Below are 25,741 nucleotides of genomic sequence, written 5' to 3' on the forward strand. Positions count from 1 at the left end.
GGCTCAGCGCTCCAGGCCGGGGACGTCGACGTCGAGCCAGTCGCGGTGGCCCGGTGGCGGCGGGGTGAAGGCCGCCAGCGTCTCGTCGAGCGGGTCCGGCGTGATCGCCGGACCGTCGCCGGCCTCGTTGCGCCGGGCGATCGCGGCGATCCGGCCGCGGGCGTCGGCGACCAGCGCGGACACCCGGGTCTGGGTCGCGCCGATCTCGTCGCGGACCGCGTCGACGGCCTCGGCGTGGTCGGCGAGCGCATCGGCGGCACCGGTGTGGCGGTCGGCCGCGATCCGCAGGTGGCTGGCCCGGTCGGTCACCCGCTCGCGCATCGCGTCGCCGGCCCGTCCGGTCCAGCCCAGCGCCTCGACCCGGGCGACCAGCTCGTCGGCCAGGGCGCGCACGTCGGCGCCCTGGTCGCGCAGCTGCGAGACGCGGCGCCGGATGATCTCGCTGTCGCCGTACATGAGTCGCGCCCTTCCCGCTCCTGCCCCGAGTCAAACCTGGCGGATTCCGCCCTCACGGACGGCTTCGTTGAGTCATCCTCGACCCATGACCGGCTCCCGTCATGCTGTCACCACCGCCGCGTGCGCGCGGACCACTCTCGGATGGACGCGTCACGAGCCCTCCGAGTGAGGGGGCGGAGCCGGGCCGCGTTCGCGCCCGAGGACGTCGCTGACGCGCGCCGTGGGGAGCCCGCGACCGACCTGTCGGGCTGGGCGGCGGAGGCGGGCTGGGAGTACCTCGGCCAGCGGGTGCCGTCGGGATTCGTGTCGGTCGTCCCGGTCTGGGCCGAGCACCTGTTCAGCTGCGCGCGGGGGGTGCTGCCCGGCGACGTCTTCGGGACGGTGCTGCACGAGCTGTACGAGGTCGGGGTCGACGGCGACGGGCTCGCGATGGACGGCGAGTTCCACGACCTCCGCTCGGACGGCACCTGGAAGTGGCTCGGCAGCTGGGACAACGGGCCGCGCAACGAGCCCTTCGCTCGCAACGCGGTGTGGCTCCCGGCCACCCGGGGCGCGGCCCGGGTCCCGCAGGCGGCGCTGCTGCCGCGGCTGTGCGTGCGCCGCGCGGACCGGCTGCCCCCGCACGGCTCGCGCGACCTCGGCGACCTCGGGCTCGACGGCTTCCGGCTGACCGGGGAGACCGATCCCGTTCTCGACGAGATCGTCGCGACCTGGCTCGGCGGCGAGGCCGGCGCGGCGCTGCGCGCGCTGCCGCACCCCTTCGTCGAGGTGGTCGTCGCCGGCGGGCACCTCGCCCTCGTGCGCAACGGGTACGTCGCGCCCGGCGAGGCCGACGCCTTCGTGACGGCCCTCGGCGCGCTCGCCCGCGGCCTGCGCGCGGCCTGCGCCCCGCTCGCCGTCCCGGCGCCGGTGGGGAGCGAGCTGCCGCCGCCGGCCTGGGCGGACGCCGTCCACGCGGCGCCGGGCCTGCTCGACGTCCTCTCCGGCGCGTGGTGGAGCGCCTACCGCGATCTCGCCGCCGAGCGCGGGCTCACCCTCGAGGACCCCGACGCCTTCCACCGAGCGTTCCCCGACCAGCCGGTGCCCGGACGCGCCCAGGGCGTGCTGCGCGGCCGGGTCGACGGGCTGCCCGGCGACGTCCGGCTCGCCTGGTTCGCCGACGCGGAGGCGCCGGTCGACGGCTGGGTCCGCGCGGCGCTCCTGCTGCCCGCGCCCGACGTCGGCGCCCGCACCCGCCGGGGCGGGACGCTCGTCGAGGAGACCGGGATGTGGGGCGAGGTCGTGGGCGACATCGCCGCCTGCTGGACCGTGCGCCGCCTCCCCGGCACCCTCGACGCCGACGGCGTCGTCCCGGCGGCGGTGGCGACCGCGCGGCGGCTGGGCTTCGTTCCCTAGGGGAGCAGCCGGCCGTCGAGCCGGTCGAGCGCGGTCGTGATGTCGTCCGCCGTCCCCGCGAAGCTGAACCGCAGGAACCGGCCGCCGTCGACGATGTCGAAGTCGACGCCCGTCGCGACGGCGACCCCGGTGCGCGCCAGCAGGTCGCGGCAGTAGGCCATCGAGTCGGTGGTGAGGTGGCCGACGTCGGCATAGGCGTAGAAGGCGCCGTCGGCCGGCGCCAGCCGCTCGATCCCGAGCCGGCGCAGGCCGTCGAGGAGGAGCCCGCGGTTGTGGGCGTAGCGCGCGACGTGCCCGTCGAGCTCGGCGTACGACGCGTCGTCGAAGGCGGCGAGCGCCGCGTGCTGGGCGAGCGCGGGCGGGCAGATCGAGAAGTTGCCGGTCAGCACGTCGACCGGGCGGCGCAGGCGCTCGGGGGCGAGCATCCAGCCCAGGCGCCAGCCGGTCATCGAGAAGTACTTCGAGAAGGAGCCGAAGACGATCGCCTCGCGCGAGGTCTCCCAGGCGCAGCTCGACCGCGCGCCGGCGTACTGGATGCCGTGGTAGATCTCGTCGGAGACCAGCTGGACGCCGTTCTCGTCGCACCAGCGGGCGAGCGCCGCGAGCTCCTCGGGCAGCAGCATCGTGCCCGTCGGGTTCGCCGGACTGGCGACGACCAGGCCGTCGAGGGGCGTGCGGGCGTGGGCCTCGGCGAGCTGCTCGACGGTGGGCTGGAAGCGGGTGGCCGGCCCGGTCGGGATCTCGACCAGGTCGCAGCCGAGCGCGCTGAGGACGTTGCGGTAGCAGGGATAGCCCGGCCGGGCGATCGCCACCCGCGCGCCCGCGTCGAACGCGGCGAGGAACGCCAGCAGGAACCCCCCGCTCGACCCGGTGGTGACGATGACGTCGTCGGCGTCCACGGCGATGCCGTAGGCCCGGCGGTAGTGACCGGCGATCGCCGTCCGCAGCTCGACGACGCCGGTCGCCGTCGTGTAGCCGAGCGGGTCACCGCTCCCGAGCAACCGGACCGCCGCAGCGGTCACCGGAGCGGGCGCACCACTGCTGGGCTGACCCGCCACGAGGTTGACCAGGTCGCCGTGGGTGCGCTGGCGCTCCGCCGCCGCGGCAAGGAGGTCCATCACGTGGAACGGTGGGACGTTCGCGCGGGCGGCAGCGGTCAGGCGGTCGGTCACGGTGGTCCCTCCAGTCACAAGTTTCGCCGGTTGACCGGCGAAACTCCTACTTGACCGACGGAACTTCGTCGGTCAGGTGTTAGTTTCGCCGGTCGACCGGCGAAACTGTCACCCGGCCGCGTGCCGCCCCGCCCGCCGCCCGAAGAACGACCCCTCCCCGAGCTGGGTGCCGGAGCAGTAGCCGGCGCCGTCCTGGGCGATGTTGGACGCGCAGGCGCCGGCGGCGTACAGGCCGGGCACGACCGACCCGTCGGGACGGCGTACCTCGCCGTCGACGGTCGTGGCCATGCCGCCGATGGTGAAGCCGGCGTAGAGCGCGACGCCGAGGGACAGGTCGAGCACCGCCCAGGGGCCGGCGGTCTGCGGGGCGATCCAGTCGGGGTGCTTGTGCAGGTCGGGGTCCTCGCCGCGGGCGGCGTTCTCGTTGTAGCGGGTCACCGTGGCGACCAGGGCGCCGGCCGGCATGCCGAGGCCGGCCTCCATCTCCTCGAGGGTCTCGAAGCCGTCCTTGAGGGGGACCAGCGGCATGTGGTCCTCGCCGAGGTGCTCGCTGTCGACGATGAGGTACGCGACGGCGTCCGGCTGCTGCAGCACGTGGTACGACGTCCGGGCGTGGTAGCTGTCCTCGGCGACGAAGCGCTGCCCGTCCTTGTTGACGATGATCCCCTTGCAGCGCGACGACGGCGGGTAGAAGGGCGCGGTGATGAAGGGCTCCTCCATGTGCTCCAGCGCGGCGCCGACGGACTCGCCGAGCCGGATCCCGAGGCCGTCGTCGTACGTCGAGCCGAGCGTGAAGAGCTTCGACCCGAGCGCGGGCGTGTAGCGGGCGACCATGTCGGCGTTCATCACGAAGCCGCCGGCAGCGATCACCACGCCCCGCGCGCCGATCACGCCGGTCCGGTCGAACGACCTCCAGGCCAGCCCGACGACGGCGCCACCGTCGCCGTCGACGACGAGGTTGGTCGCCCCGGTCTCGTAGCGGACCTCGACGCCCTCCTTCTCGCACTGCTCGCGCAGCAGGTCCATCACGATCCGGGTGCCCTCGGTGTCGCCGGGGACCGGCACCTTGTGCCCGCGCGGCGCCGGCGCGACCTGCTCGCGGAAGGGCCAGACCTTCTCGTTGCCGGTGAACATGAGGCCCTCGGTGCCGGGCTGGATCACGGCCTTGCCGGGGAAGTACGAGCGCTCGAACTGGAAGCCGAGGTCCTCCAGCCAGTCGAAGTGGGCGACCGACCCCTCGCAGTACGCGCGGATCTTCTCCTCGTCCGGGTTCTTCGTGCTCGCCATCAGGTAGCCGACCATCGCCTCGACCGAGTCGTCGTGGCCCGTGGCCTGCTGGACCGCCGTCCCGCCGCCGAGGTAGAAGTGCCCGCCCGACATGGACGACGTCCCGCCGTGCACGGCCGCCTTCTCGAGCAGCAGCACCCGGGCACCGGAGCGCGCGGCCTCCAGCGCGGCGCAGCCGCCGGCGATCCCGAAGCCGACCACCACCACGTCGTACTGCTCGGTGTCGGGAGTCAGGACGTCGGCCGGCAGCGTGTCGGGAATAGCCAGGCCGGCGGGCAGGTTGTCGTTCAGCGAGCTCACGGGCTCCAATCTAGAACATGTTCTACCGATAGACTACGGTCCCGCCACCCGACGAAAGCCGAGTGCCCTCTTGACCTTCGACGTCCACCAGCTCGACATGTTCCTGCTGATCGGCGCCGGGGTCACCTTCCTGGCCGTGCTGGCGGTGCGCGCATCCTTCGGACTGGGTCTCCCCAGCCTCCTCGTCTACCTGCTCATGGGCGTGGCCCTCGGCGAGGCCGGCCTCGGCATCGGCTTCGAGGACGCCCAGCTCGCTCACGCGCTCGGCTTCGGGGCGCTGGCGGTGATCCTGGCCGAGGGCGGGTTGACCACCAACTGGCGCGACGCCCGCCCGGCGATGCGGCTGGGCCTGTCCCTGGCGACCCTCGGCGTGCTCGTCTCGATCGTGGTCGTCGCCGTCGGCGCGCACTTCCTGCTCGGGCTCTCGTGGCAGCTGTCGATCCTGCTCGGCGCGATCTGCTCGCCGACCGACGCCGCCGCGGTGTTCTCGGTGCTGCGCGTCGTCCCGCTGCCCAAGCGGATCACCGGGACGCTCGAGGCCGAGTCCGGTCTCAACGACGCCCCGACCGTCGTGCTGGTCACCCTCGTCTCGTCCGGCGCGGTCGGCGAGCACGGGCTGCTCGGCACCACGGGGATCATGGTCTACGAGCTCGTGGCCGGCGTCGGGATCGGTCTCGCGGCCGGCTTCGGCGGCGCCTGGGTGATGCGGCGGGTGGCGCTGCCGGCGTCCGGTCTCTACCCGATCGCCGTGCTCTGCCTGACCTTCATCGGCTACGGCGCCGCGGCCGAGGTGCACGCCAGCGGGTTCGCCGCCGTGTTCGTCGCGGGCCTGGTGCTCGGCAACGCCGACCTGCCGCACCGCGCCGCCACCCGCTCGTTCGTCGAGGGGCTCGCCTGGCTGGCGCAGATCGGGCTGTTCGTCATGCTCGGCCTGCTGCTCTCGCCGGAGCGGCTCTCGTGGGCGACGGTCGGGATGGCGGTCGTGGCCGGCCTCCTGCTCACCTTCCTCGCCCGCCCGTTGTCGGTCCTCGTCAGCGCCGTCGTGCGGCCGATGAAGCTGCCCGAGCTCGCGTTCATCTCGTGGGCCGGTCTCCGCGGTGCGGTGCCGATCGTCCTGGCGACGATCCCGCTCGCGGCGGGCGTCGACGGCGCCACCCGGCTGTTCGACATCGTCTTCGTGCTCGTCGTCATCGACACCCTCATCACCGGACCGACCCTGCCGCTCACCGCGCGCCTGCTGCGCGTCGCCCGGCGCTCGGAGCCACGCGGGATCGACGTCGAGACGGCCCCGCTCGAACGGGTCGCGGCCGACCTGCTCCAGATCACGATCAGCCCGTCGTCCAAGCTCCACGGCGTCGAGGTCGGCGAGCTGCGGCTGCCGGTCGGCGCGAACGTGGCGATGGTGGTGCGCGAGGGGCACACGCTGGTGCCGGAGCGTCGTACCGTCCTGCGGCACGGGGACGACCTGATCGTCGTCACGCCGCGCAAGCTGCGCGAGGACACCGAGCGGCGGCTGCGCCAGGTCAGCTCGGGCGGCCGCCTCGCGCAGTGGCTGCACGACTGAGCGCGGGCCCCTGACCCTCAGGATCAGGTGGCGTCGGGCTGCCGGCTCAGCGGCGGGGTGCAGACGTGGGAGTCCTTCTGCGCGGTGACCTTGGCCTGGCCCTTCTTCACGCCCTGGAACCGCTTGCCGACCACGATCGTGATGCCCGGGTAGCCCGAGGGCTGGTCGACGATGTCGACGTTCTTGCCGAGGTACGACGCCAGCAGCAGCGCCGCCGGGTCACCGGGGTCGCTCGCCCACACCTGCGCGCCCACGGCGCCCGTCGAGCTCGGCGCATTGCCGAGCTTGCCCTTGACGAAGCCGAAGCTCTCGAGCTTCGTGAGCGTCTGGCCGGCCAGCCCGTTGGGACCGCCGGCGTTGAGCACGGTGACCATCACCTGCGGCGGCGCGACGTCGTCGCCCGCCGGGATGAGCGTGTCGGTGCACGGCGCGGCCTCGGCCTTCTCGGGGAAGGGCTCGGCCACCTGCGACCACGCCCAGACCACACCACCGAGGAACAGCACCGCCAGCACGGCGAGCGTGATCGCGGTGCGGCTGTTCTCCCTCACGTCGAGGACCACTTCGTCAGCCTTCCATCCGGATCACGCGGGCGTGGAGCACGTGCCGCTGCTGGAGGGCCGCCCGCAGCGCGCGGTGCAGCCCGTCCTCGAGGTAGTAGTCGTCCTGCCACAGCACCACGTGGGCGAACAGGTCGCCGAAGAAGGTCGAGTCCTCGTCGAGGAGGGACGAGAGCTGGAGCGTGTCCTTGGTGGTGACCAGCTGGTCGAGCCGGATCTGGCGCGGCGGCACGGCAGCCCACCCCTTGGAGGTGAGGCCGTGGTCGGGATAGGGACGACCGTCCCCGACGCGCTTGAAGATCACGGCTTCGGAGTCTACGTGGCGGGCGCAGGGCGAGGCGTCGGGCATGTTCGGTCTGCACGGAATCTCCTAGAGTTCCGCACATGACGCAGGAGCAGACGCCCACTCCCGACGCAGCACCTGAGACCACGAATCCGATCGAGCAGGCGATCGCGCCCGGCTACGCCTTCGAGGGCCCCGCCCTCGAGCTCGGTGGGTTGATGGCCGGTCCCGACGAGCTGACCGGCAGCACCATCCGCATCCCGCTGGCGATGCTCAACCGGCACGGCCTGGTGGCCGGCGCCACCGGTACCGGCAAGACCAAGACCCTGCAGCTGCTCGCCGAGCAGCTGAGCGCGGCCGGCGTCCCGGTGTTCGCCGCCGACATCAAGGGCGACCTGTCCGGCCTGGCGACGGCGGGCGAGGCCAACGACAAGCTGCTGGCCCGCACCAAGTCCGTGGGCCAGGACTGGACGGCGACCGCGTTCCCGGTCGAGTACTACGCGCTGGGCGGGCAGGGCATCGGCATCCCGATCCGGGTCACGGTGACGTCGTTCGGGCCGATCCTGCTCAGCCGGGTGCTGGGCCTCAACGACACCCAGGAGTCCAGCCTCGGCCTGGTCTTCCACTACGCCGACAAGCAGGGCCTGCCGCTGCTCGACCTGTCCGACCTGCGGGCCGTCGTCCAGCACCTGACGAGCGACGAGGGCAAGGCCGACCTCAAGGACCTCGGCGGGCTGTCCGCCGCGACGGCGGGCGTCATCCTGCGCGAGCTGATCGCGTTCGCCGACCAGGGTGCCGAGGCGTTCTTCGGCGAGCCGGAGTTCGACTCCGCCGACCTGCTCCAGCAGGCCGCCGACGGCCGTGGGCTGATCAACCTGGTCGAGCTGCCGAACCTCCAGGACCGCCCGGCGATCTTCTCGACGTTCCTGATGTGGCTGCTCGCCGACCTGTTCCACGACCTGCCCGAGGTGGGCGACGTCGACCAGCCCAAGCTGGTGTTCTTCTTCGACGAGGCGCACCTGCTGTTCAAGGACGCCTCGAAGCCGTTCCTCGAGTCGATCGCGCAGACGGTGCGGCTGATCCGGTCCAAGGGCGTCGGCGTCTTCTTCGTGACGCAGAGCCCGACCGACGTCCCGGACGACGTCCTGGCCCAGCTCGGCTCGCGCATCCAGCACCAGCTGCGCGCGCACACGCCCAACGACGCCAAGGCGCTCAAGGCGACCGTCAACACCTACCCCAAGAGCGCGTACGCCGACCTCGGCGAGGTGATCACCACGCTCGGGATCGGCGAGGCGATCGTGACCGTCATGGGCGAGAAGGGCGCGCCCACGCCGGTTGCCTGGACCCGGCTCCGGGCGCCCGAGTCGCTGATGGCGCCCAGCAGCACCGAGTCGATGGAGGCCACCGTCAAGGCCAGCCCCCGCGCGGCGACCTACTCCGAGGTGGTCGACCGCGAGTCGGCCCGCGAGATGCTCGCGAAGCGGCTCGAGGAGGGTGCCAAGGCCGCCAAGGAGGCCAAGGAGACCGAGGAGGCCAAGCCGAAGGGCAGTGCCCCGACCAAGAAGAAGGACGACGGCGGCGGGGCCGGCGAGATCGTCAAGGACGTCGTCAAGTCGTCGGCGTTCAAGCAGTTCATGCGGACCGCGGCGGCCGAGATCGCCCGCGGCATGTTCGGCACCGCGCGCCGCCGGCGCTGACCCACCCCGCAGACGCCACCGCCGGCCCGGCTCGTGCGTGACGAGCCGGACCGGCGGTAGGGCGGTGCGGTGGTGCTGGTGGTGCTGGTTCTGCTGGTCGTGCCGGCTGTGGGTGGTGTCGGGTCAGGCGGTCCAGCGCAGGGCGTCGTCGACGAAGTCGGCGAGCGGGTGCACGCCGCGCAGGTCGCGACGCTGCTCCATCAAGCGGGTCAGGCCCGCGGTGTGCCGGTTGCGGAGCGCGGCACGGCGGGCGACGGTGCGGTCCTCGGGGGTGAGCTCGTCGTCGGTGTTCATGGCTCAAGCCTGCGCGGCCCAGGTTTCCGGCCGGCCGCTCGACGGTTACGACTCGGTGTCACGCGGTGTGATCGCCACAACAGGTCACTACGACAGCTCGTCGTACGCCTCGACCATCGCCGGGCCGTACCAGGTCAGCAGACGTCCTGACACGAGCCGCGTGGGCACCCGGGTGAACGCCTCCGGGCCGTCGTCGCTGGTGAAGACGTAGGGCTCGTCGGGGAGCAGCACCAGGTCGACGTCGTCGTCCCGGTCGAGCGCGGCGAGCTCGACGTGGGGGTAGCGGTCGGCGCTGTCGTCGAACGCATTGGTCCAGCCGAGCCGGCGCAGCAGGTCACCGGTGTAGGTGCGGGGGCCCACCACCATCCACGGGTCCCGCCACACGGGGACGGCGACCCGACCGCGGCTCGGCGGCACCGGCCGGTCCCAGCGCTCGCGGGCCTGGCGCAGCCAGTCCGGGCGGGCGTGGGCGAGCGCCTCGTCGTACAGGCGCTCGAGGGAGGTGAGTGCCTGCGGCACCGTCTCGATGTCGGTCACCCACACCGCGACCCCCGCCTCGCGCAGCCGCCGGACGTCGAGCTCGCGGTTCTCCTCCTTGTTGGCGACGACCAGGTCGGGCGCCAGCGCCCGGATCGCGGCCAGGTCGGGGTTCTTGGTCCCGCGGACCCGTCGTACGTCGAGGTCGGCGGGGTGCGTGCACCAGTCGGTGGCGCCGACCAGGCGGTCCGGGACGTCGGCGGCGAGGGCCTCGGTGATCGAGGGGACGAGGGAGACCACCCGGCGGGCGGGGGCGGACAGGGGGACCGGGGCGCCGAGGTCGTCGACCGGGCTCGCAGAGGTGCCGCTCACCCGCCTCACCGTAGTCCGCGGCTGCCGTTCGCCGTCGCCGGCATAGCCCGTTCGTGCCACCCCGTTCGGACCACTGCCCCTAGCCAGCGCTTGGTCATTTGCGCAAGGATCGGAGCCGACCCCGTGATCCGGCCGCATGGGAGCCTGCGGGCACGGCCGGATCGCTGCTGGGGGAGAGAGAGGGTCGCCATGCTCCGTCTTCGACTTCTGTGCGTCGTCGGCACCGCCGTCGTCGCCACCGCAGCGCTCGCACCGGTGGTGAGCACCTCGGCGTCCGGGATCCCGGTGGCCGCCGCCGCGGCGGCCCCCGCCAGCGGACCGACGTGCGGCGGTGAGCGTCCCGCGAAGGAGAGCGGCGGGCGCTACACCTGCTCGTTCGACGACGACTTCAACGGGACGTCGCTCGACGCGACCAAGTGGGTGGTCCAGGAGACCGCCGTCACCGGGATCAGCGCCCTCGGCAAGGGCTGCTACGTCAACAGCCCGAACAACGTGCGGGTCAGTGGCGGGCAGCTGCAGCTCACCTCGCGCAAGGAGTCGGCGTACTTCCAGTGCACGAGCCCGTTCGGCACCTACACGACCGAGCGCACGGCCGCCACGATCGGCAGCTACGGGCTGTTCAACCAGACCTTCGGCCGCTTCGAGTTCCGCGCGAAGATGCCGGCGACGACGGTCAGCGGCATCCACTCCGCGCTCTGGCTCTACCCCCAGAAGCACACCTACGGCGGCTGGCCGAACTCCGGCGAGGTCGACGTCGCCGAGTGGTTCAGCGCGGACGCCGGCCGGGTCTACCCGTCGGTGCACTACGCGGGCGAGGACACCCGGCTGAGCACCGGCTACAACTGCCGGGTGCCGCAGTCGTCGCAGTACCACCGCTACGCCGTCGAGTGGACGCCGACGTCGATGCGCTTCCTCTACGACAACCGGGTCTGCTTCACCCACCGCTGGACGCCGGCCTCGCCGCTCGTCGCGCCGCAGCCCTTCGACCAGCCCTTCTACGTCGTGCTGACCCAGGTCTTCGGCGGCGCCTGGAACTCGATCACCGCCCAGACCCCCACCTCGGCGACGATGACCGTCGACTGGGTCCGCGTCTGGAAGTAGCCGAAGGGGCACGAACCGGCGGGCGAAGGAGCGAGAACCGGCGGCCGAGAGCGCACGAAGTGGCGGGTCTCGGCGCAAACGTGCTCCCTCGAGCGCCGGAACGTGCTCCTTCGCCCGCCGGTTCGTGCCCCTTCGCGGGTCAGCGGAGGGCGAGGGAGCCGGAGGTGACCGGCTCCCAGGGGAGGGCGGCGTGGTCGGCGACGCGCTGGTCGAGGCCCTTGGCGATGTCGTCGGGCCAGGGTGCGGTCTTGCGGTCGTCGAGGCGGACGCACAGGAAGATCTCCTCGAACACGCACGCCACCCGCTGGTTGGTGTCGTCGAGGACGTAGACCTGTGCGTGGGCGGCGCGCTCGGCGCGGCCGAGGAGGCGGACCCGGACCGACATCTGGTCGCCGGTGCGCAGCTCGTGCAGGTAGGTCAGGTGGTGCTCGGCCGAGAGGCAGGCGAAGCCGGTGAGGACCGGCCAGTTGAACGGGATGCCGAGGTCGTAGAGCGACTCGTCGAGGCCCTCGCTGCCGATGCCGAGGTAGTGCCGGACGTTGAGGAAGCCGTTGCTGTCCTCGAAGGCGCTGGGAACCGGCTGCACCGCGAAGGCGGGCAGCGAGGCGAGCTGGTCGTACGTCGGCTGCGTGCTCATACCCGGACCCTAGCGAGTCCGTCTGGGGATTGGCTGGCGGGCGACACGCAGGCGTACCCTCGGGGGAGTAGTTCCCATCCGTGGGTGCATCTACCTCGCGCCGGAGCAAGACCGGCGGTCCAAGGCGGCACCAGTTCCACCCCTTGGAGTCGAGGTCATGCCAGCTCACGCGCCCTCCCTGGTCCGCGCGACCGGAGCGTCGTACTTCCCGATCGCGCTCGTCGCGCGGCTGCCCTACGCGATGATGGTCGTCGGGGTGCTCACCCTCGTGGTCGCCGGCCGCGACTCGCTCGCCTTCGGCGGCCTCAACTCCGCCGTCGTCGGCCTCGGCGCCGCCTGCGTCGGACCGCTGCTCGGCGCGGCCGCCGACAGGTTCGGCCAGCGCCGCGTGCTGCTCGCGAGCGGTGTCGCCTCCGCGACGGCGCTCGCGCTGATGGCGTGGGTCGTCTACAGCCCGCTGCCGGGCGCCGCAGTTCTCGCGGTGGCCTTCCTCGTGGGTGCGAGCGCGCCGCAGATCGCGCCGATGTCGCGCAGCCGCCTGGTCCAGATCATCGGCTCGAAGATCGCGCCCGGCCGCCGCTCGCGCACGTTCGACGCGACCATGGCGTACGAGTCCGCCGCCGACGAGATCGTCTTCATCATCGGCCCCTTCGTCGTCGGCCTGCTCGGGACGACGCTCGACCCGTGGGCGCCCGTCGCCGGCGCGGCCGTGCTCACGCTGGTCTTCGTCTCGGCCTTCGCGCTGCACCCGTCGGCCGCCGTCGCGGAGCGCCACGGCGAGCAGGCGCTCCCGGCGGCCCCGGCCCGCGAGCTGACCCGCCCGGCGCTCCTCGCCGTGGTCGCGGGCATCTTCGGCGTCGGCCTCTTCTTCGGCGCGATGCTCACCTCGCTGACCTCGTTCATGGGCGACCACGGCAGCGCCGCGTCCGCCGGCCTCGTGTACGGCGTGATGGGCATCGGCTCCGCCACGCTGGCGCTGAGCGTCGCCCTGTTCCCGAAGGCCTTCAGCCTGCGCGCCCGCTGGCTCGTCTTCGGCGCGACCATGCTGGCCGGGGCCCTGCTGCTGCCGCTGGCCTCGTCGGTGCTGCAGATGTGCCTGGTCCTGCTCGTGATCGGCTGCGGCATCGGCCCGACCATGGTCACCCAGTACAGCCTCGGCGCCCACCGCAGCCCGGCCGGTCGCTCGGCCACCGTGATGACGATCCTCGGCTCGGCCGTGATCGTCGGCCAGTCCGCCGCCTCGGCCGTCACCGGCAACCTGGCGGACCGGTTCGGCACGGACGCGGCGCTGGTGATGCCGATCGTGGCCGCCGCGGTCGTCGTCCTGGCGGGTGCGGCGAACTGGGTGCTCTCGCCCGCGCCGGCGGGCGGTCAGTCGCCCTCGACCACGATGGTCACCCCGCCGCTGGCGAACGCCGGGACGTCGGCCTGAGCCGCCTGTCCCGCGGGTGACGCGAGCGCCGCGTCCAGCGCCGAGCGCGTGGCGAAGCGCGCTCGGAAGACGGCGAACACCGGGTGCTCGCCGGCCAGGGTGTCGACGTCGAGGGTGACCGACAGGTCGCTCGCTCCAGGAAGCTCCCGGGCCAGCGGCAGGTGCACCTCCTCGTAGTGGCGGCGGAAGGCCGCGGGGTCGACCGGGGGCCCGTAGAGGACGGTCAGCGTGGGCATCTCAGGCTCCTTCGGTGGTGCCGGCCAGGGTGTCGGCAGGGGTGAACTTCTCGCGGTGGATCAGCCGCGGGGCCATCCGACGGCGCTTGAACGCCCGGACGCCGGCCTCGACCAGCGCGGGCGGACCGCACAGCCAGCCCGACCAGCCCCGGGCGCTCGGGACGTCGTCGAGGAAGGCGTCGGTCGGGAACCCGGTGCGGTACGGCGTCGGCCCGGCCTCGTCGGAGAGCACCGGCACGAACCGGAAGCCGGGGTGCCGGGCGGCGAGCTCGGCGAACCGCGCCTCGTCGTAGAGGTCGGCCGCGGTGCGGACGCCGTGGTAGAGCAGCACCTCGCGCCCGGGGTGCCGGGCGAGCGCGGTCCGGACGAGCCCGGCGAGCGGGGCGAGCCCGGTGCCGCCGCCGATGAGCACCAGGGGCTCGCCGTCGTCGTCCGCCGGCTCGGGCAGGCGGAAGTCGCCGAGCGGGCCGAGCGCGTGCACCCGGTCGCCGACGGCGACATCGCCGAGCAGCCAGCGGTCGCTGGCCACCCCGCCCGGCACCCGCCGGACGTGGAGCTCGAGGACCTTGTCCTCCTCGGCGGTGTTGGCCAGCGAGTACTGCCGCCGCTCGCCGCTCCCGGGGACGACGAGCTCGACGTACTGACCGGCGTCGAAGGCCAGCGGCTCGTCGAGCCCGAGCAGGATCCGCCGGGTGTCCCGGGCGACGTCCTCGAGGGCGACCACCGTCGCCGCCAGGTCGCGCAGCGGGTGGGTGGCACGGTCCGGACCGCCGGCGCCGGGCAGCGCGACCCGGGTGTCCCCGCGCGGGCGGGCCTGGCAGGCCAGCACCAGGCCTGCCGCGCGCTCCTCCTCGGTCAGCGTGTCGAGCGGCGACGCGCGGTGGTCGACCTCGCCGTCGAGCACCCGCAGCTTGCACGTGCCGCACGTGCCCTGGTTGCACGAGCTCGGCATCCACACGCCCGCCCGGAGGAAGGCCTCCAGCAGCGACTGGTCGCCGTCGCACGCGACGCTGCGGTCGCCGACGGTGATGGTGGCGCCCATGGCCTCAGACCTCCCAGGTGCACGGCAGGCTGGTCGGCCCGCGGAAGCCCCAGCCCCAGAACTCGACGCCGTCGCCGGAGGCGCGCTCGAGGTTGGGGATGGTCTCGAGCAGCTCCTCGAGCGCGATCCGCATGACCTGGTTGGCGTAGTAGATCCCCGCGCACGCGTGGCTGCCCGCGCCGAACGCGAGGTGCGGCAACGGCGGGCGGTGCAGGTCGTACTCGGTCGGGGCGTCCCAGTGGCCGGTGTCGTGGTTGGCCGAGCCGTACGACTGGATGACGGGCGTCCCGGCAGGCAGGTCGACGCCGGCGACGGTGACGTCGCGGGTGCTGATCCGGGCGGTCGCCGACCAGATCGGCGAGGTCCAGCGCATGCCCTCCGCGATCGCACGGGGGAGCAGGGTCGGGTCGTCGACGACCTCCTCGAGCTGCTCGGGCCGGCTGAACAGCCCGACCAGCGTGGACGCCGTCCCGTGGCCCGGCTCCTGCATCGCCCCGAGGAGGTAGACGTAGATGGTCGGGTAGACGTACTCGCGCTCGCGGGTGCGCCCGGGCGGCATGCCGTCGTGCAGCCAGTGCGAGATGGCGGTGTCGGCCGGCTCGGCGATCCAGCGGTCGATGAGCGGGTCGACGGTCGCGCGGATCTCGGCCTTCGCCTCGTCGCCCGGCCGGAAGCCCTCAGGGTTGGTGAACTCACCGTCGGCGTCGACCGCGGCATTGGTGAACGAGGCGCTGAGCTGGTGGAACCACCGGCGCAGCGTGTCGGAGGGGACGTCGGCGAGGCCCAGCAGGTCGCCGAGCGAGCGGACGCTGACCGGCTCGCAGTACTCCGCGACCAGCTCGGCGTGCCCGCGGCCCTCGAAGCGGTCGAGGTAGCGGCGGGCGATCGGCCGGACCAGGTCGTCGACCCACCGGTCGACCTCGACCGGCTGCAGCTGAGGCTCGACCATGCCGCGCAGGTCGGCGTGGATGTCGCCGTTGACGCCGATGATCGCGGGGTGGCCGAAGGTCCGCCCGCCGGCCGGCGTGATGATCGCCTCGAAGTCGGGGCTGGTCGCGATCTCCCGGCACACCTCGGCGGTCGAGGCGACGTACGAGCCCAGCACCGGCACCCAGGCCAGCGGCGCCTCGCGGCGCAGCCGCTCGTAGACCGGGTACGGGTTGCGCTCGAGCTGGGTCATCGTCACGGCGTCGAGCCAGGACAGGTCGGGGCCGGTGGTGGGCTGCTGGACAGTGGTCATCGGTGCTCCTCGGGCTGGGAACGGAGGGTTCGAGATGACCGGGAACGTAGGTCGGCCAGGGAGCGGCGGCGACACCGATCGCGCGCTCGCGGCACCGATCGCGCGGCTACTTTGTGACGTGCGTCTCAGGTAGATTTCGGCCATGCCCGGCCGCCGCGCGGCGCCGCGCGACTGGGGAGATGCCTCGCGGGTCGTCGCGGACGCCTACTTCCCCCACGAGCTGCGGCTCGTGGGCGGGGTGCACGAGCCGCGGCTGACGCTGCGCACGCTCGACCTCGGTCCGGTGTTGATCGGCCACGTGGGCTGGGGTGCCGACGTCGCGATCCAGTGCGACTACCCCGGCGCCTACGAGATCAACATGCCCGTGACCGGGCACCTCGAGAGCGTCGGCCGGCACGGCCGGGTCACGTCGGTGACCGGCCAGGGCACGGTCTTCCGGCCCGACACGCCCTCGCTGATCAGTCACTGGGACGCGACCTGCACGGTGCTGGGGGTGAAGTTCGACAGCGCCTGGCTCGAGGTCGAGGCGGAGCGGCTGCTCGGCACCGACCGGGTCTCCGTGCGCGGCCTGCTGCCCGAGCAGCTGCACCTCGAGAGCGGTCACGGTCGCGCCTGGCGCCACCTCGTCGCGAGCCTGGCGAGCAACCTGCACGTGCCCGGACTCTTCGACCACAGCGAGCTCGTGCGTCGTCAGCTCGCCGGTGCCCTCGCGGCCGGGCTGCTCGAGGCGTGCGCACCCGAGGCCGGCACCGGGCCGGCGCAGCCGCGCCGGCTCCGGCAGGTCGTCGAGCAGATCCACGACGACCCGGCCCGGGCCTGGACGGCGGCCGAGATGGCGGTGCTCGGCGGCACCAGCGTGCGCCGCCTGCAGGAGGCCTTCCGGCAGTGGCTCGGGTGCACCCCCACGCAGTACCTGCTCGACGTCCGGCTGCAGCGCGCGCGAGCCGACCTGCTGGCGGACCCCGCGCTGAGGGTCAGCGACGTCGCGGCGCGCTGGGGGTTCTCGAGCGCGAGCCGCTTCGCCGCCGCCTACCGGCGCCGCTACGGCGAGCCGCCGGCGTCCGCACGGCGCTGACGCGCCGGTGCCCGGCCGCACGCAGCGACCGGGCACCGGGGAGTGGGGAGACGCTCAGAACAGGTCGGGCACCGTCCAGCCGTCGAGGTCGTACTCGGCGAGGAACTCGTCCGCGAACCCCTTCATCGCGGCCACGTGCCCGCGGTTCTGGGCGGCGAAGAGGAGCTCGGCCTTCACGTTCTCGTGGTTGCCCGAGTAGTTGCGCTCGTACAGCTCGTGCCGGCCGCCGAACTCGGAGCCGATCGAGTCCCACAGCGCCTTCATCACCTTGACCCGGTCGACGGCGGTGATGCCGTTCGAGCCGCGGACGTACTTGTCGAGGTACGGGCGCACGTCCGGCGACTTGAAGTCGGCGGCGCCCGAGGGCAGGTAGATGAGGCCGGAGGCGACGTCCTGCTCGATGATCTCCTTGACCCGCGGGTAGCCGTGGATCATGAACATCCGGTAGGTCAGGCCGTACTCGAGCTTCGGGATGACGGCGTCGCCGACCCACGGCTCGGGGTCGCGGGCCATCGACTCGGTGAGCGACCAGAAGAGGTTGCGCCAGCCGATGACCTCGCCGACGCGGGTCTGCACGCCGCGGAAGTCGCCGGAGCCGGTGGTGTCGAGCGCCTTCATGAGCAGGCCGGCGATGAAGTCGAGCTTGACCGCGAGGCGGGTGCAGCCCTGGAAGGTGAAGCGGGGCAGGAAGCCGGACTGCGGGAAGAACGCGTTGATCCGGTCGACGTCGCCGTACATGAAGACGTTCTCCCAGGGCACGAGCACCTTGTCGAAGACGAAGATGGTGTCGTTCTCGTCCATCCGGCTCGACAGGGGGTAGTCGAACGGCGTGCCGTTCTGCGCCGCCTGCTGGGTGTACGACGTGCGGCAGATCAGCTTCACGCCCGGCGCGTCCATGGGCACGGTGCAGATGAGCGCGAACTGCTTCTTGCGGATCGGCAGGCCGTAGTGGGCGATGAAGTTGTAGTTGGTGATCGCCGAGCCGGTCGCGACGACCTTGGCGCCGGAGACGACGAGCCCGGCGTCGGTCTCCTTCTCGACCTTCATGTAGACGTCGCCGACCTCGTCGGGCGGCAGGTTCCGGTCGACCGGCGGGTTGATGATCGCGTGGTTCCAGTAGAGGACCTTCTCCTGGGACTCGCGGTACCAGCGCTCCGCGTTGTCCTGGAACGGCGCGTAGAGCTCCTTGTTGGCGTGGAGCGTGCCGAGGAAGCTCGCCTTGTAGTCGGGGCTGCGGCCCATCCAGCCCCAGGTCATCTTCGCCCAGCGGGCGATCGCGTCGCGCTCCTTGAGGAGGTCCGCCGACGAGGTGGGGGTCTTGAAGAACGGCATGGTGACGCCGCCGTTGCCGGTGTCGGTGGGCACCGTGAGCTCGTCGACGTGGGGGCCGGTGTGGAGGGCGTCGTACAGCCGGGCGGTCATCCGGACCGGGTTGCGGAAGGCCTCGTGCGTGGTGACGTCCTTGACCCGCTCGCCGTGGAGGTAGATCTCCCGGCCGTCGCGGAGGCTCTCGATGTACTCGTCCCCGGTCATCGGCCGGGAGGCGAAGTTCGTCTGCTGGTTGGCCGGGGCGTTCGCGGCCGGGTTCACGGTCGGCGGACCGTCGCCGGCGGCCGTCTCGGGGGCGAGGGTGTCGGTCATCGGGTTCTCCTCAGTAGTGGGTGTCGGCCGGCACGGGTGCGCCGAACCATCCGGTGTGGGGGTCGTCCTGGCACCCGAGCCAGACGACGTCGGACGAGCGGTCGCCGAGGTGGTGGAACGAGCTGTCGCTGAACAGCAGCGGACGCCGTCCGGTGCTGTGCACCTCGACGATCTCGCCGAGGAACAGGAGGTGGTCGCCCCCGTCGTCGGTGCGCCAGGGGCGGCAGACGACGGTCGCCGCCGTGCCGCGCAGCGTGGGTGCGGTGGAGCCGGCGGCCCAGGGGAGCGGGTCCGGGCTGGGCCGGCCGGCGAAGTGCATCGCGACGTCGACCTGGTCGTCGGCGAGCACGTTGACGGCGAACGCGGCGCCGTCCAGGAAGGCCGCCGCCCGGGAGGTGCGGGTCAGCGCGACCTGGACCAGCGGCGGGTCGAGCGAGATCGGCGTGAACGCGGTGACGGTCGCGCCGTGGTGGGCGCCGTCCGGCGTGCGGCAGGTGACCACGGTGACGCCGGTGGCGAATCGGCCGAAGGTCGACCGCAGGGTGCGCGGGTCCATGGGGTGCTCCTCGGGGACGGTGGTCGGACGAGTCGAGTGGACCGGGACGCTAGGCCGGGACGACGGCCGCGGCGATCCGCTGCGCGAAGGCGCTGTCCGGAATGCGCACCGGGTTGCACCGAGTGCGTTTTGCGGATGATCCGGGGTCGGTAGTGTGAGGGGCGTCACTGAGGGGGTGAGGTGCGACATGACGGGCACCTTGACCGCGTCGTCCGAGCAGCTGGGCGACTTCTCCGACGCCGTCGCGCGGGCGTACTTCCCCCACGACCTCGTCGTGAAGCGCGGGCCGGCCGGTCCGGCCGACCTGCGCGCCGTCGACCTCGGCCCGGTCCGGCTGGCCCGGATCGGCTGGGGCTCCGAGGTCGCCGTCGAGTCCGACCACCCCGGCGCCTGGGCGATCAACGTGCCGCGCAGCGGCGTCCTCGAGGCCCAGGTGGGCGGGCACCACGTGCTCTCCCTCGACGGCCAGGCCACCGTCTGCCCGCCCGACGAGCAGACCCGGATGACCCGCTGGTCGGCCGACTGCTCGATCGTCGGCATGCGGATCGAGCGCGGCTACCTCGTCGACGAGGTGACCGCGCTCGTGGGCCTGCCGACCGACCGGCTGCCGGCCCAGGTCGACCTGCGCACCGACTCCGGCCGGGCCTGGATCGGGCTGCTCGCCTCGATCGGCACCGAGGTGCTCCGCAACCCCACGCTCGCCCGCGACGAGCGCGTCGGACGACGCCTGGCGGGCACGCTCACCGCCTCCTTCGTCGCCGCCTGCTTCCCCGAGGAGCCGGGCTGCGGCACCGTCCGCCCGCGGATCGTCTCCCGCGTGGTCGAGGCGATGGAGGCCGACCCCGCGCGCGACTGGAGCGCCGCCGAGCTCGCCCGCGAGGCCGGGGTCGGCATCCGCCGGCTCCAGCAGGGCTTCCAGCGCTACCTCGGCCGCACGCCCAGCCAGCAGCTCCTGCTCATCCGGCTCGAGCGGGTCCACGCCGACCTGCTCGCCGGTCGCGCGAGGAGCGTGGCCGAGGCCGCCAACCAGTGGGGCTTCGGCCACCTGGGCCGGTTCGCCGCCTCCTACCGCGAGCGCTACGGCGTCGCGCCGTCGGTCACTCTCCGCGCGCGCTAGCCGCGCGCTGCTCCAGCAGCGCCCGCTCACCCGCGTTGCGGGTACGACGCGCCGCCTCGGCGAACTCCTCGGCCGCCTCGTCCCCGCGCCCGGCCCGGTCGAGCAGGTCGCCGCGGACGCTCGGCACGAGCGGGGAGTCGGCCAGCGCGCCCGGCGGCAGCGCCGCCAGCACGGCGAGCCCGGCGTCGGGCCCCGCCGCGCGACCGTGGGCCACCGCTCGGTTGACCTCGACGACCGGACCGGGCGCGGCGTCGGCCAGGACGTCGTACAGGCGGGCGATGCGGGGCCAGTCGGTGGCCGCCGGCGTCGTCGCCCGGGCGTGCTCGGCGGCGATCGCGGCCTGGAGGTAGTAGCGGCCGACCGGGACGCCGCGCGCGGCGATCGCCTCGGCCCGGCCGAGCGCGGCGAGCCCGCGCCGGATCAGGAGCTGGTCCCAGCGGGCGCGGTCCTGGTCGTCGAGCAGCACCGGGCGGCCGGCGGTGTCGGTGCGCGCGGTCAGCCGGGAGCCCTGCAGCTCGAGCAGCGCCTGCAGGCCGTGCACCTCGGGCTCGTCGGGGGTCAGCTCGGCCAGCATCCGGGCCAGCCGGATCGCCTCGGCTGCGAGGTCGGGGCGGGTCCAGTCGTCGCCCGCGGTCGCGGCGTACCCCTCGTTGAAGACGAGGTAGACGACCGCCATCACGTCGTCCAGCCGGGCGGTGCGGTCGGCGCCCGTCGGGAGCTCGAGCTCGGCGCCCGCCTCGGTCAGGGTGCGCTTGGCGCGGGAGATCCGCTGGCCCATCGTCGCGTCGGGGACGAGGAAGCCGCGGGCGATCTCGGTGGTGGTCAGGCCGCCGACCATCCGCAGCGTGAGCGCCGCGCGGGACTCGGGGGTGAGCGCCGGGTGGCAGCACAGGAAGATCAGCCGGAGGACGTCGTCCTCGATGTAGTCGACGTGCGCGTCCAGGTCGGGCATCGGATCCGCCTCTCCGGCGGTGCGCTCGAGCTCGGCGGTCTTGCGCCGCAGCGTGTCGGCGCGCCGGAAGGCGTCGATCGCCCGCCGCTTGGCCGTCGTCATCAGCCACGCTGCCGGGTTGGCCGGGACGCCCGTGGCCGGCCACTGCTCGAGCGCGGTTACGAAGGCGTCCTGGGCGAGGTCCTCGGCCAGCGCGACGTCCCTGGTCAGCCGGGTCAGCGCCGCGATGAGCAGCGGCGCCTCCCGGCGCCATACCTCGACGACGGCGTCGGACGGGCTGGCCTCGGGCATGGGGCCAGCCTAGGGTCGCCGCTCCCCCCGCCGCCCGCTCCGCGAGGGGAAGGGGGGAGCGGCGGGGACTCACTCGCTGGGCGGGGGACCCTCGGCGACCTGCCGCAGGGTGATCACGAGCTCCTGCGAGGGCCAGTGGTCGACGTGGAGCTGCGCCATCTCGCGCATGTTCTCCACGGCCTCCTCCTCGCTCTCGAACTGCAGGAGCGCCCAGCCGCCGACGACCTCCTTGGCCTCGGCGTACGGCCCGTCGACGCGGGTCATCTCACCCTTGCGGACGACGAAGTTGATCGCGTCCTCGGTGCCGAAGAGCCCGCCGCCGTCGAGGAAGCTCCCGTTGGCGGCGGACTTGGCGACGAACTCGTCCATCGCGTCCATCAGCGACTGCGGCGGGGGCTCGGTGATGCCCTCGGCCATCTTCACCAGACCCATGTAGCGCGTCATGCGGATCAGTCCTTCGTTCGTAGGTTTCGTGCTTGCTGTCGAACCTACGTCGAACGGGCGTCCGTGCTTTCGACACGGGCTGGAAAAGAATTCCGGCGGGCTGTCGGCGGGCTGTCGGCGGGGCGTTGGCGGGGCGTTGGCGGGTCGGCCGGCTGATGTGGGGTAACACGCTGTCCACCGTGCTTCGCGCCGGTTGTCGGTGCTTCCACGCCGTTACAGCGGGGGTTGTGCGACGACAACCGCCGACCAGTGCGGTGGACAGCGTGTTACCCCGGGGCCGGGGCCGGGGGCGGGGGTCAGACGTTGCGGCGGTACTGCCCGCCGACCTCGAAGAAGGCCTCGGTGACCTGGCCGAGGGTGCACACCCGGGCGGCGTCCATGAGGACGGCGAACACGTTCTCGCCGCTGACCGCCGCCTCCTTGAGCCGGGCCAGGGCCTCCTTCGCGTCGCTGCTGTGCGCGGACTGGTAGTCGCGCACCCGGGTCAGCTGGGACTGCTTCTCGTCGTCGGTGGCCCGGGCCAGCTCGAGGACGACGGGGGTGTCGTCGCCGCCGGGCTTGCGGAAGGTGTTGACGCCGATGATGGGCAGGGTGCCGTCGTGCTTCTGGTGCTCGTAGAGCATCGACTCGTCCTGGATCCGGCCGCGCTGGTAGCCGGTCTCCATCGCGCCGAGGACGCCGCCGCGCTCGGAGATCCGGTCGAACTCGGCGAGCACGGCCTCCTCGACGAGGTCGGTGAGCTGGTCGATGACGTACGAGCCCTGGGTCGGGTTCTCGTTCATCGCCAGGCCCCACTCGCGGTTGATGATGAGCTGGATGGCGAGCGCCCGGCGCACCGACTCGTCGGTCGGGGTGGTGACCGCCTCGTCGTAGGCGTTGGTGTGGAGCGAGTTGGCGTTGTCGTAGATCGCGATGAGCGCCTGGAGCGTGGTGCGGATGTCGTTGAAGTCCATCTCCTGCGCGTGCAGGGAGCGGCCCGACGTCTGCACGTGGTACTTCAGCTTCTGCGAGCGCTCGTTGGCGCCGTAGCGCTCCTTCATCGCGACCGCCCAGATCCGGCGCGCGACGCGGCCGATCACCGAGTACTCGGGGTCCATGCCGTTGGAGAAGAAGAACGACAGGTTGGGGGCGAAGTCGTCGATGTCCATGCCGCGCGCGAGGTACGACTCGACGTAGGTGAAGCCGTTGGCGAGGGTGAACGCGAGCTGGCTGATGGGGTTCGCCCCGGCCTCGGCGATGTGGTAGCCCGAGATCGACACCGAGTAGAAGTTGCGGACCTGCTGCTGGATGAACCACTCCTGGATGTCGGCCATGCAGCGCAGCGAGAACTCCGTGGAGAACAGGCAGGTGTTCTGGCCCTGGTCCTCCTTGAGGATGTCGGCCTGGACCGTGCCGCGCACCGTCTTGAGCGCCTCGGCGGGCTCGATGCCGCGCTCGCGGGCCTGGTCGATCACGGTGTTGAGGAAGAACGCCAGCACGGTCGGGGCCGGGCCGTTGATCGTCATCGACACCGAGGTCGTGGGGGAGAGCAGGTCGAAGCCGTCGTAGAGCGCCTTCATGTCGTCGAGCGTGGCGACCGAGACGCCGGAGGTGCCGACCTTGCCGTAGATGTCGGGACGCTCGTCGGGGTCGCGGCCGTAGAGGGTCACCGAGTCGAAGGCGGTGGACAGGCGCGTCGCGGGCTGGCCCTCGGAGAGCAGCTTGAACCGCTTGTTGGTGCGGAACGGGTCGCCCTCGCCGGCGAACATGCGCGCCGGGTCCTCGTCGGCGCGCTTGAACGGGAAGACGCCCGCGGTGAAGGGGAACCTGCCCGGCAGGTTCTCGCGGCGCCAGTAGCGGACCAGCTCGCCGTGGTCGTCGTACTGGGGGACGGCGACGCGCGGGATGTGGTTGCCGGACAGGGAGACCCGCCCGTTGCTCGCGGTGTCGTCGCGGTAGGTCTCGACGGTGGCGGGCCAGGTGGCGACCTGCTCGACGAGCTCGCGCGGGAGGTCGCGCTCGGCCTGGGCGGCGAGCTCGGCGACCTCGGCCGCCTCCACCTCGGCGGCGACCTCGGCGAACCGCTGCGCCCGGCGCGCCTTGCCGACCAGGACGTCGGTCTCGGCGTGGTAGTCGCGGACGGTGCCGGCGATCTCGGCCAGGTAGCGCACCCGCTCGGGGGGCAGCACCTGCTGGATCCGGGTCGACGTCTTGGTCGCGACGGGGGCCAGCCGGCCCTCGGCGACGGCCAGGCCCTGCTCGGCGAGCAGGCCGCGCAGGTGCTGGTAGAGCGCGGTCACGCCGTCGTCGTCGAAGGTGGCGGCGGACGTGCCGAAGACGGGCATGTCGGTGGGCTGCTGACCGAAGGCCTCGCGGTTGCGGACCAGCTGGCGGCCCACGTCGCGCAGCGCGTCGGCCGCGCCGCGGCGCTCGAACTTGTTGATCGCGACCGCGTCGGCGAAGTCGAGCATGTCGATCTTCTCGAGCTGCGAGGCGGCGCCGAACTCCGGCGTCATGACGTAGAGCGAGACGTCGCAGAAGGGGACGATCGCGGCGTCGCCCTGGCCGATGCCGGGGGTCTCGATGATGACCAGGTCGAAGCCGGACGCCTTGAGCACGGTGAGCACGTCGTCGAGGTGCTCGGGCACCTCGTGCGCGCCGCGGGTGGCGAGGCTGCGGAAGTAGACCCGGTCGCGGTCCCACTGGGTGCCGGTGGTCGTGCCGAGGTCGAGGCTGTTCATCCGGATCCGGTCGCCGAGCAGCGCGCCGCCGCCCTTGCGCCGGGTGGGGTCGACCGCGACGACGGCGACCCGGACCTTGTCCTCCTGGTCGGTGCGCAGGCGGCGGACCAGCTCGTCGGTCAGGCTCGACTTGCCGGAGCCGCCGGTGCCGGTGATGCCGAGGACGGGGACGACGCGCCCGGCGGCCACGCCGCGCAGCTCGTCGAGGAAGGCGGCGTCGAGCTCACCGGTCTCGGCGCCGGTGAGCGCGCGGGCGACCGCGGCCCGCTCGCCGCTGAGCACCTGGGACGTGGTGACCGGGGCGATCTCCCACAGGTCGGTGTCGCAGGCCTGGACGACGGAGTTGACCATGCCGGGCAGGCCCATCCGCTGGCCGTCCTCGGGCGAGAAGATGGTCACGCCCGACTCGCGCAGCCGCGCGATCTCGTCGGGGACGATGACGCCGCCCCCGCCGCCGACGACCTGGACGTGGCCGGCGCCGCGCTCGCGCAGGAGCTGGACGAGGTACTCGAAGTACTCCACGTGCCCGCCCTGGTACGACGACACGGCGATGCCCTGCGCGTCCTCCTCGATGGCGGCGTCGACCACCTCGGCGACCGAGCGGTTGTGCCCGAGGTGGATGACCTCGCAGCCCTGGCTCTGGAAGATCCGCCGCATGATGTTGATCGATGCGTCGTGCCCGTCGAAGAGGCTCGACGCGGTCACCAGGCGGACCGGGTTCGTCGGCGTGTGCAGCGTGCTGTCGGCCATGTGGGTGTCGTCCCTCCAAAGTCCTCGGACTTCCAATAGTAGGACGTCCTAGTAAATGGGGGAAGCCCGCGCCGAGGCCAGGACGGTGTGACCCGCGCAACAGGGGGTGGATGCCCTAAGGTCGGCCCCATGTCCGACCCGCGGCTCCCCTTCGACCCGATCGACCGCGCCGGCGACCTGTGGGAGCGGCACTTCGGCGACGCGACCGCGATGCGGCTCGCGACGTCGGTGATGCGGGTGCAGCAGCTGATGATCGCCGCGCTCGACGCCGCGCTCAAGCCGTTCGGGCTGACGTTCTCGCGCTACGAGGTCCTCGTCCTGCTGCTGTTCAGCAAGAGCGGCTCGCTGCCGCTGAGCAAGATCGGCGAGCGGCTGATGGTGCACCCGACCTCGGTGACGAGCGCGATCGACCGGCTCGAGGCGCAGGGCTTCGTCGAGCGGGTCCCCGACGAGGACGACCGCCGTCGCACGCTCGCCCGGCTCACGCCCGAGGGCCGGGCCACGGTGCGCAAGGCGACCAAGGCGGTGACCGCGATCGACTTCGCCATCACCGGTCTCGACGACGCGCAGCAGGCGGACGCCTACGGGCTGCTGCGCCAGGTGCGCCAGGCCTCGGGCGACTTCCCGGACCCGGCGCCCGCCGATCAGTAGGG

General features: G+C 72.8%; 23 protein-coding genes and 1 pseudogene. 8 read left to right on the forward strand and 16 right to left on the reverse strand.

The window, feature by feature from the left end; genetic code table 11:
* Positions 1 to 3: 3 nt before the first annotated feature.
* A pseudogene (locus tag BM223_RS01815) lies at positions 4 to 462 on the reverse strand (putative T7SS-secreted protein); the annotation flags it as partial.
* Between the two features lie 159 nt (positions 463 to 621).
* On the opposite strand from BM223_RS01815, the gene BM223_RS01820 reads away from it, so the two are divergent.
* On the forward strand, positions 622 to 1,851 hold the full coding sequence (locus BM223_RS01820) for a hypothetical protein (protein ID WP_038682099.1): 1,230 nt from the start codon (positions 622 to 624) through the stop codon (positions 1,849 to 1,851).
* On the opposite strand, the gene BM223_RS01825 is transcribed toward BM223_RS01820, so the two are convergent.
* On the reverse strand, positions 1,848 to 3,023 hold the full coding sequence (locus BM223_RS01825; protein ID WP_038682098.1) for an aminotransferase class I/II-fold pyridoxal phosphate-dependent enzyme: 1,176 nt from the start codon (positions 3,021 to 3,023) through the stop codon (positions 1,848 to 1,850). The two genes, BM223_RS01820 and BM223_RS01825, sit on opposite strands and share 4 nt — an antisense overlap.
* A 108-nt stretch (positions 3,024 to 3,131) precedes the next feature.
* Positions 3,132 to 4,610 carry an FAD-binding protein gene (locus BM223_RS01830; RefSeq protein ID WP_235319065.1) on the reverse strand — a complete coding sequence of 493 codons (1,479 nt, stop codon included), beginning with the start codon at positions 4,608 to 4,610 and terminating at the stop codon, positions 3,132 to 3,134.
* 70 nt (positions 4,611 to 4,680) lie between these two features.
* On the opposite strand from BM223_RS01830, the gene BM223_RS01835 reads away from it, so the two are divergent.
* Positions 4,681 to 6,174, forward strand: coding sequence for a potassium/proton antiporter (locus BM223_RS01835; RefSeq protein WP_307723161.1), 1,494 nt, complete (start codon positions 4,681 to 4,683; stop codon positions 6,172 to 6,174).
* 23 nt (positions 6,175 to 6,197) lie between these two features.
* Here BM223_RS01835 and BM223_RS01840 read toward each other — a convergent pair whose 3' ends face one another.
* The gene (locus BM223_RS01840; RefSeq protein WP_052139071.1) at positions 6,198 to 6,734 is read right to left on the reverse strand and encodes a LytR C-terminal domain-containing protein; all 537 of its coding nucleotides are present in this window, start codon (positions 6,732 to 6,734) and stop codon (positions 6,198 to 6,200) included.
* Between the two features lie 4 nt (positions 6,735 to 6,738).
* Positions 6,739 to 7,035 carry a type II toxin-antitoxin system VapB family antitoxin gene (locus tag BM223_RS01845; RefSeq protein ID WP_038682096.1) on the reverse strand — a complete coding sequence of 99 codons (297 nt, stop codon included), beginning with the start codon at positions 7,033 to 7,035 and terminating at the stop codon, positions 6,739 to 6,741.
* Positions 7,036 to 7,115: 80 nt separating this feature from the next.
* Between BM223_RS01845 and BM223_RS01850 the strand changes: the two genes are divergently transcribed.
* Positions 7,116 to 8,711, forward strand: a complete 1,596-nt coding sequence (locus BM223_RS01850) for a helicase HerA-like domain-containing protein (RefSeq protein WP_052139070.1) — start codon at positions 7,116 to 7,118, stop codon at positions 8,709 to 8,711.
* 123 nt (positions 8,712 to 8,834) lie between these two features.
* On the opposite strand, the gene BM223_RS28770 is transcribed toward BM223_RS01850, so the two are convergent.
* Together BM223_RS28770 and BM223_RS01855 are read right to left on the reverse strand one after the other, a co-directional pair.
* On the reverse strand, positions 8,835 to 9,005 hold the full coding sequence (locus tag BM223_RS28770) for a hypothetical protein (protein WP_170222533.1): 171 nt from the start codon (positions 9,003 to 9,005) through the stop codon (positions 8,835 to 8,837).
* Between the two features lie 87 nt (positions 9,006 to 9,092).
* Positions 9,093 to 9,854: a helical backbone metal receptor gene (locus tag BM223_RS01855; RefSeq protein WP_038682094.1), complete on the reverse strand. Its 762-nt coding sequence runs from the start codon at positions 9,852 to 9,854 to the stop codon at positions 9,093 to 9,095.
* A gap of 189 nt (positions 9,855 to 10,043) precedes the next feature.
* On the opposite strand from BM223_RS01855, the gene BM223_RS01860 reads away from it, so the two are divergent.
* The gene (locus BM223_RS01860) at positions 10,044 to 10,955 is read left to right on the forward strand and encodes a glycoside hydrolase family 16 protein (RefSeq protein ID WP_038682091.1); all 912 of its coding nucleotides are present in this window, start codon (positions 10,044 to 10,046) and stop codon (positions 10,953 to 10,955) included.
* A 139-nt stretch (positions 10,956 to 11,094) separates the two neighbouring features.
* Here the strand turns inward: BM223_RS01860 and BM223_RS01865 are convergent, their stop codons facing one another.
* Positions 11,095 to 11,592 (reverse strand): thioesterase family protein, encoded by a 498-nt coding sequence (locus BM223_RS01865; RefSeq protein ID WP_038682089.1) that lies wholly within the window; start codon positions 11,590 to 11,592, stop codon positions 11,095 to 11,097.
* A gap of 157 nt (positions 11,593 to 11,749) precedes the next feature.
* Here BM223_RS01865 and BM223_RS01870 point away from each other — a divergent pair, with 157 nt between their 5' ends.
* Positions 11,750 to 13,024, forward strand: coding sequence for an MFS transporter (locus tag BM223_RS01870; protein WP_038682087.1), 1,275 nt, complete (start codon positions 11,750 to 11,752; stop codon positions 13,022 to 13,024).
* Here BM223_RS01870 and BM223_RS01875 read toward each other — a convergent pair.
* From BM223_RS01875 to BM223_RS01885, 3 genes are read right to left on the reverse strand one after another with little or no spacing between them, the layout of a single operon-like run.
* On the reverse strand, positions 12,964 to 13,260 hold the full coding sequence (locus tag BM223_RS01875) for an EthD family reductase (protein ID WP_038682085.1): 297 nt from the start codon (positions 13,258 to 13,260) through the stop codon (positions 12,964 to 12,966). The two genes, BM223_RS01870 and BM223_RS01875, sit on opposite strands and share 61 nt — an antisense overlap.
* Before the next feature lies 1 nt (position 13,261).
* Positions 13,262 to 14,302, reverse strand: coding sequence for a 2Fe-2S iron-sulfur cluster-binding protein (locus tag BM223_RS01880; protein WP_038682083.1), 1,041 nt, complete (start codon positions 14,300 to 14,302; stop codon positions 13,262 to 13,264).
* 4 nt (positions 14,303 to 14,306) lie between these two features.
* The gene (locus BM223_RS01885) at positions 14,307 to 15,542 is read right to left on the reverse strand and encodes a cytochrome P450 (protein WP_038682080.1); all 1,236 of its coding nucleotides are present in this window, start codon (positions 15,540 to 15,542) and stop codon (positions 14,307 to 14,309) included.
* A gap of 142 nt (positions 15,543 to 15,684) precedes the next feature.
* Here BM223_RS01885 and BM223_RS01890 point away from each other — a divergent pair, with 142 nt between their 5' ends.
* The gene (locus BM223_RS01890) at positions 15,685 to 16,617 is read left to right on the forward strand and encodes an AraC family transcriptional regulator (RefSeq protein WP_038682078.1); all 933 of its coding nucleotides are present in this window, start codon (positions 15,685 to 15,687) and stop codon (positions 16,615 to 16,617) included.
* 54 nt (positions 16,618 to 16,671) lie between these two features.
* Here the strand turns inward: BM223_RS01890 and BM223_RS01895 are convergent, their stop codons facing one another.
* Positions 16,672 to 18,258, reverse strand: coding sequence for a 4-hydroxyphenylacetate 3-hydroxylase family protein (locus tag BM223_RS01895; RefSeq protein WP_038682076.1), 1,587 nt, complete (start codon positions 18,256 to 18,258; stop codon positions 16,672 to 16,674).
* 10 nt (positions 18,259 to 18,268) lie between these two features.
* On the reverse strand, positions 18,269 to 18,814 hold the full coding sequence (locus BM223_RS01900) for a flavin reductase family protein (protein ID WP_038682074.1): 546 nt from the start codon (positions 18,812 to 18,814) through the stop codon (positions 18,269 to 18,271).
* A gap of 187 nt (positions 18,815 to 19,001) precedes the next feature.
* Here BM223_RS01900 and BM223_RS01905 point away from each other — a divergent pair, with 187 nt between their 5' ends.
* On the forward strand, positions 19,002 to 19,931 hold the full coding sequence (locus BM223_RS01905) for an AraC family transcriptional regulator (protein ID WP_052139069.1): 930 nt from the start codon (positions 19,002 to 19,004) through the stop codon (positions 19,929 to 19,931).
* On the opposite strand, the gene BM223_RS01910 is transcribed toward BM223_RS01905, so the two are convergent.
* The 3 genes from BM223_RS01910 to icmF form a co-directional block, all read right to left on the reverse strand.
* Positions 19,912 to 21,174, reverse strand: coding sequence for an RNA polymerase sigma factor (locus BM223_RS01910; RefSeq protein ID WP_038682072.1), 1,263 nt, complete (start codon positions 21,172 to 21,174; stop codon positions 19,912 to 19,914). The genes BM223_RS01905 and BM223_RS01910 overlap by 20 nt on opposite strands.
* 69 nt (positions 21,175 to 21,243) lie before the next feature.
* Positions 21,244 to 21,618, reverse strand: a complete 375-nt coding sequence (locus BM223_RS01915) for a YciI family protein (protein WP_038682070.1) — start codon at positions 21,616 to 21,618, stop codon at positions 21,244 to 21,246.
* A 296-nt stretch (positions 21,619 to 21,914) separates the two neighbouring features.
* The gene (gene icmF / locus BM223_RS01920; RefSeq protein WP_038682068.1) at positions 21,915 to 25,088 is read right to left on the reverse strand and encodes a fused isobutyryl-CoA mutase/GTPase IcmF; all 3,174 of its coding nucleotides are present in this window, start codon (positions 25,086 to 25,088) and stop codon (positions 21,915 to 21,917) included.
* A 129-nt stretch (positions 25,089 to 25,217) separates the two neighbouring features.
* On the opposite strand from icmF, the gene BM223_RS01925 reads away from it, so the two are divergent.
* Complete coding sequence (locus BM223_RS01925) at positions 25,218 to 25,739, forward strand: MarR family winged helix-turn-helix transcriptional regulator (RefSeq protein WP_038682067.1); 522 nt, start codon at positions 25,218 to 25,220, stop codon at positions 25,737 to 25,739.
* Positions 25,740 to 25,741 lie beyond the last annotated feature (2 nt).

The sequence above is a fragment of the Pimelobacter simplex genome (assembly GCF_900114845.1).
Taxonomy (GTDB): Bacteria; Actinomycetota; Actinomycetes; order Propionibacteriales; family Nocardioidaceae; genus Nocardioides; species Nocardioides simplex.

What these genes read in the sequence shown, in the direction of transcription:
- BM223_RS01895 (WP_038682076.1), bottom strand. Translation starts at nt 18,258, where the DNA reads ATGACCGACACCCTCGCCCCCGAGACGGCCGCCGGCGACGGTCCGCCG.
- icmF (WP_038682068.1), bottom strand. Translation starts at nt 25,088, where the DNA reads ATGGCCGACAGCACGCTGCACACGCCGACGAACCCGGTCCGCCTGGTG.
- BM223_RS01870 (WP_038682087.1), top strand. Translation starts at nt 11,750, where the DNA reads ATGCCAGCTCACGCGCCCTCCCTGGTCCGCGCGACCGGAGCGTCGTAC.
- BM223_RS01850 (WP_052139070.1), top strand. Translation starts at nt 7,116, where the DNA reads ATGACGCAGGAGCAGACGCCCACTCCCGACGCAGCACCTGAGACCACG.
- BM223_RS01900 (WP_038682074.1), bottom strand. Translation starts at nt 18,814, where the DNA reads ATGGACCCGCGCACCCTGCGGTCGACCTTCGGCCGATTCGCCACCGGC.
- BM223_RS01885 (WP_038682080.1), bottom strand. Translation starts at nt 15,542, where the DNA reads ATGACCACTGTCCAGCAGCCCACCACCGGCCCCGACCTGTCCTGGCTC.
- BM223_RS01860 (WP_038682091.1), top strand. Translation starts at nt 10,044, where the DNA reads ATGCTCCGTCTTCGACTTCTGTGCGTCGTCGGCACCGCCGTCGTCGCC.
- BM223_RS01915 (WP_038682070.1), bottom strand. Translation starts at nt 21,618, where the DNA reads ATGACGCGCTACATGGGTCTGGTGAAGATGGCCGAGGGCATCACCGAG.
- BM223_RS01880 (WP_038682083.1), bottom strand. Translation starts at nt 14,302, where the DNA reads ATGGGCGCCACCATCACCGTCGGCGACCGCAGCGTCGCGTGCGACGGC.
- BM223_RS01865 (WP_038682089.1), bottom strand. Translation starts at nt 11,592, where the DNA reads ATGAGCACGCAGCCGACGTACGACCAGCTCGCCTCGCTGCCCGCCTTC.
- BM223_RS01875 (WP_038682085.1), bottom strand. Translation starts at nt 13,260, where the DNA reads ATGCCCACGCTGACCGTCCTCTACGGGCCCCCGGTCGACCCCGCGGCC.
- BM223_RS28770 (WP_170222533.1), bottom strand. Translation starts at nt 9,005, where the DNA reads ATGAACACCGACGACGAGCTCACCCCCGAGGACCGCACCGTCGCCCGC.
- BM223_RS01925 (WP_038682067.1), top strand. Translation starts at nt 25,218, where the DNA reads ATGTCCGACCCGCGGCTCCCCTTCGACCCGATCGACCGCGCCGGCGAC.
- BM223_RS01905 (WP_052139069.1), top strand. Translation starts at nt 19,002, where the DNA reads ATGACGGGCACCTTGACCGCGTCGTCCGAGCAGCTGGGCGACTTCTCC.
- BM223_RS01890 (WP_038682078.1), top strand. Translation starts at nt 15,685, where the DNA reads ATGCCCGGCCGCCGCGCGGCGCCGCGCGACTGGGGAGATGCCTCGCGG.
- BM223_RS01910 (WP_038682072.1), bottom strand. Translation starts at nt 21,174, where the DNA reads ATGCCCGAGGCCAGCCCGTCCGACGCCGTCGTCGAGGTATGGCGCCGG.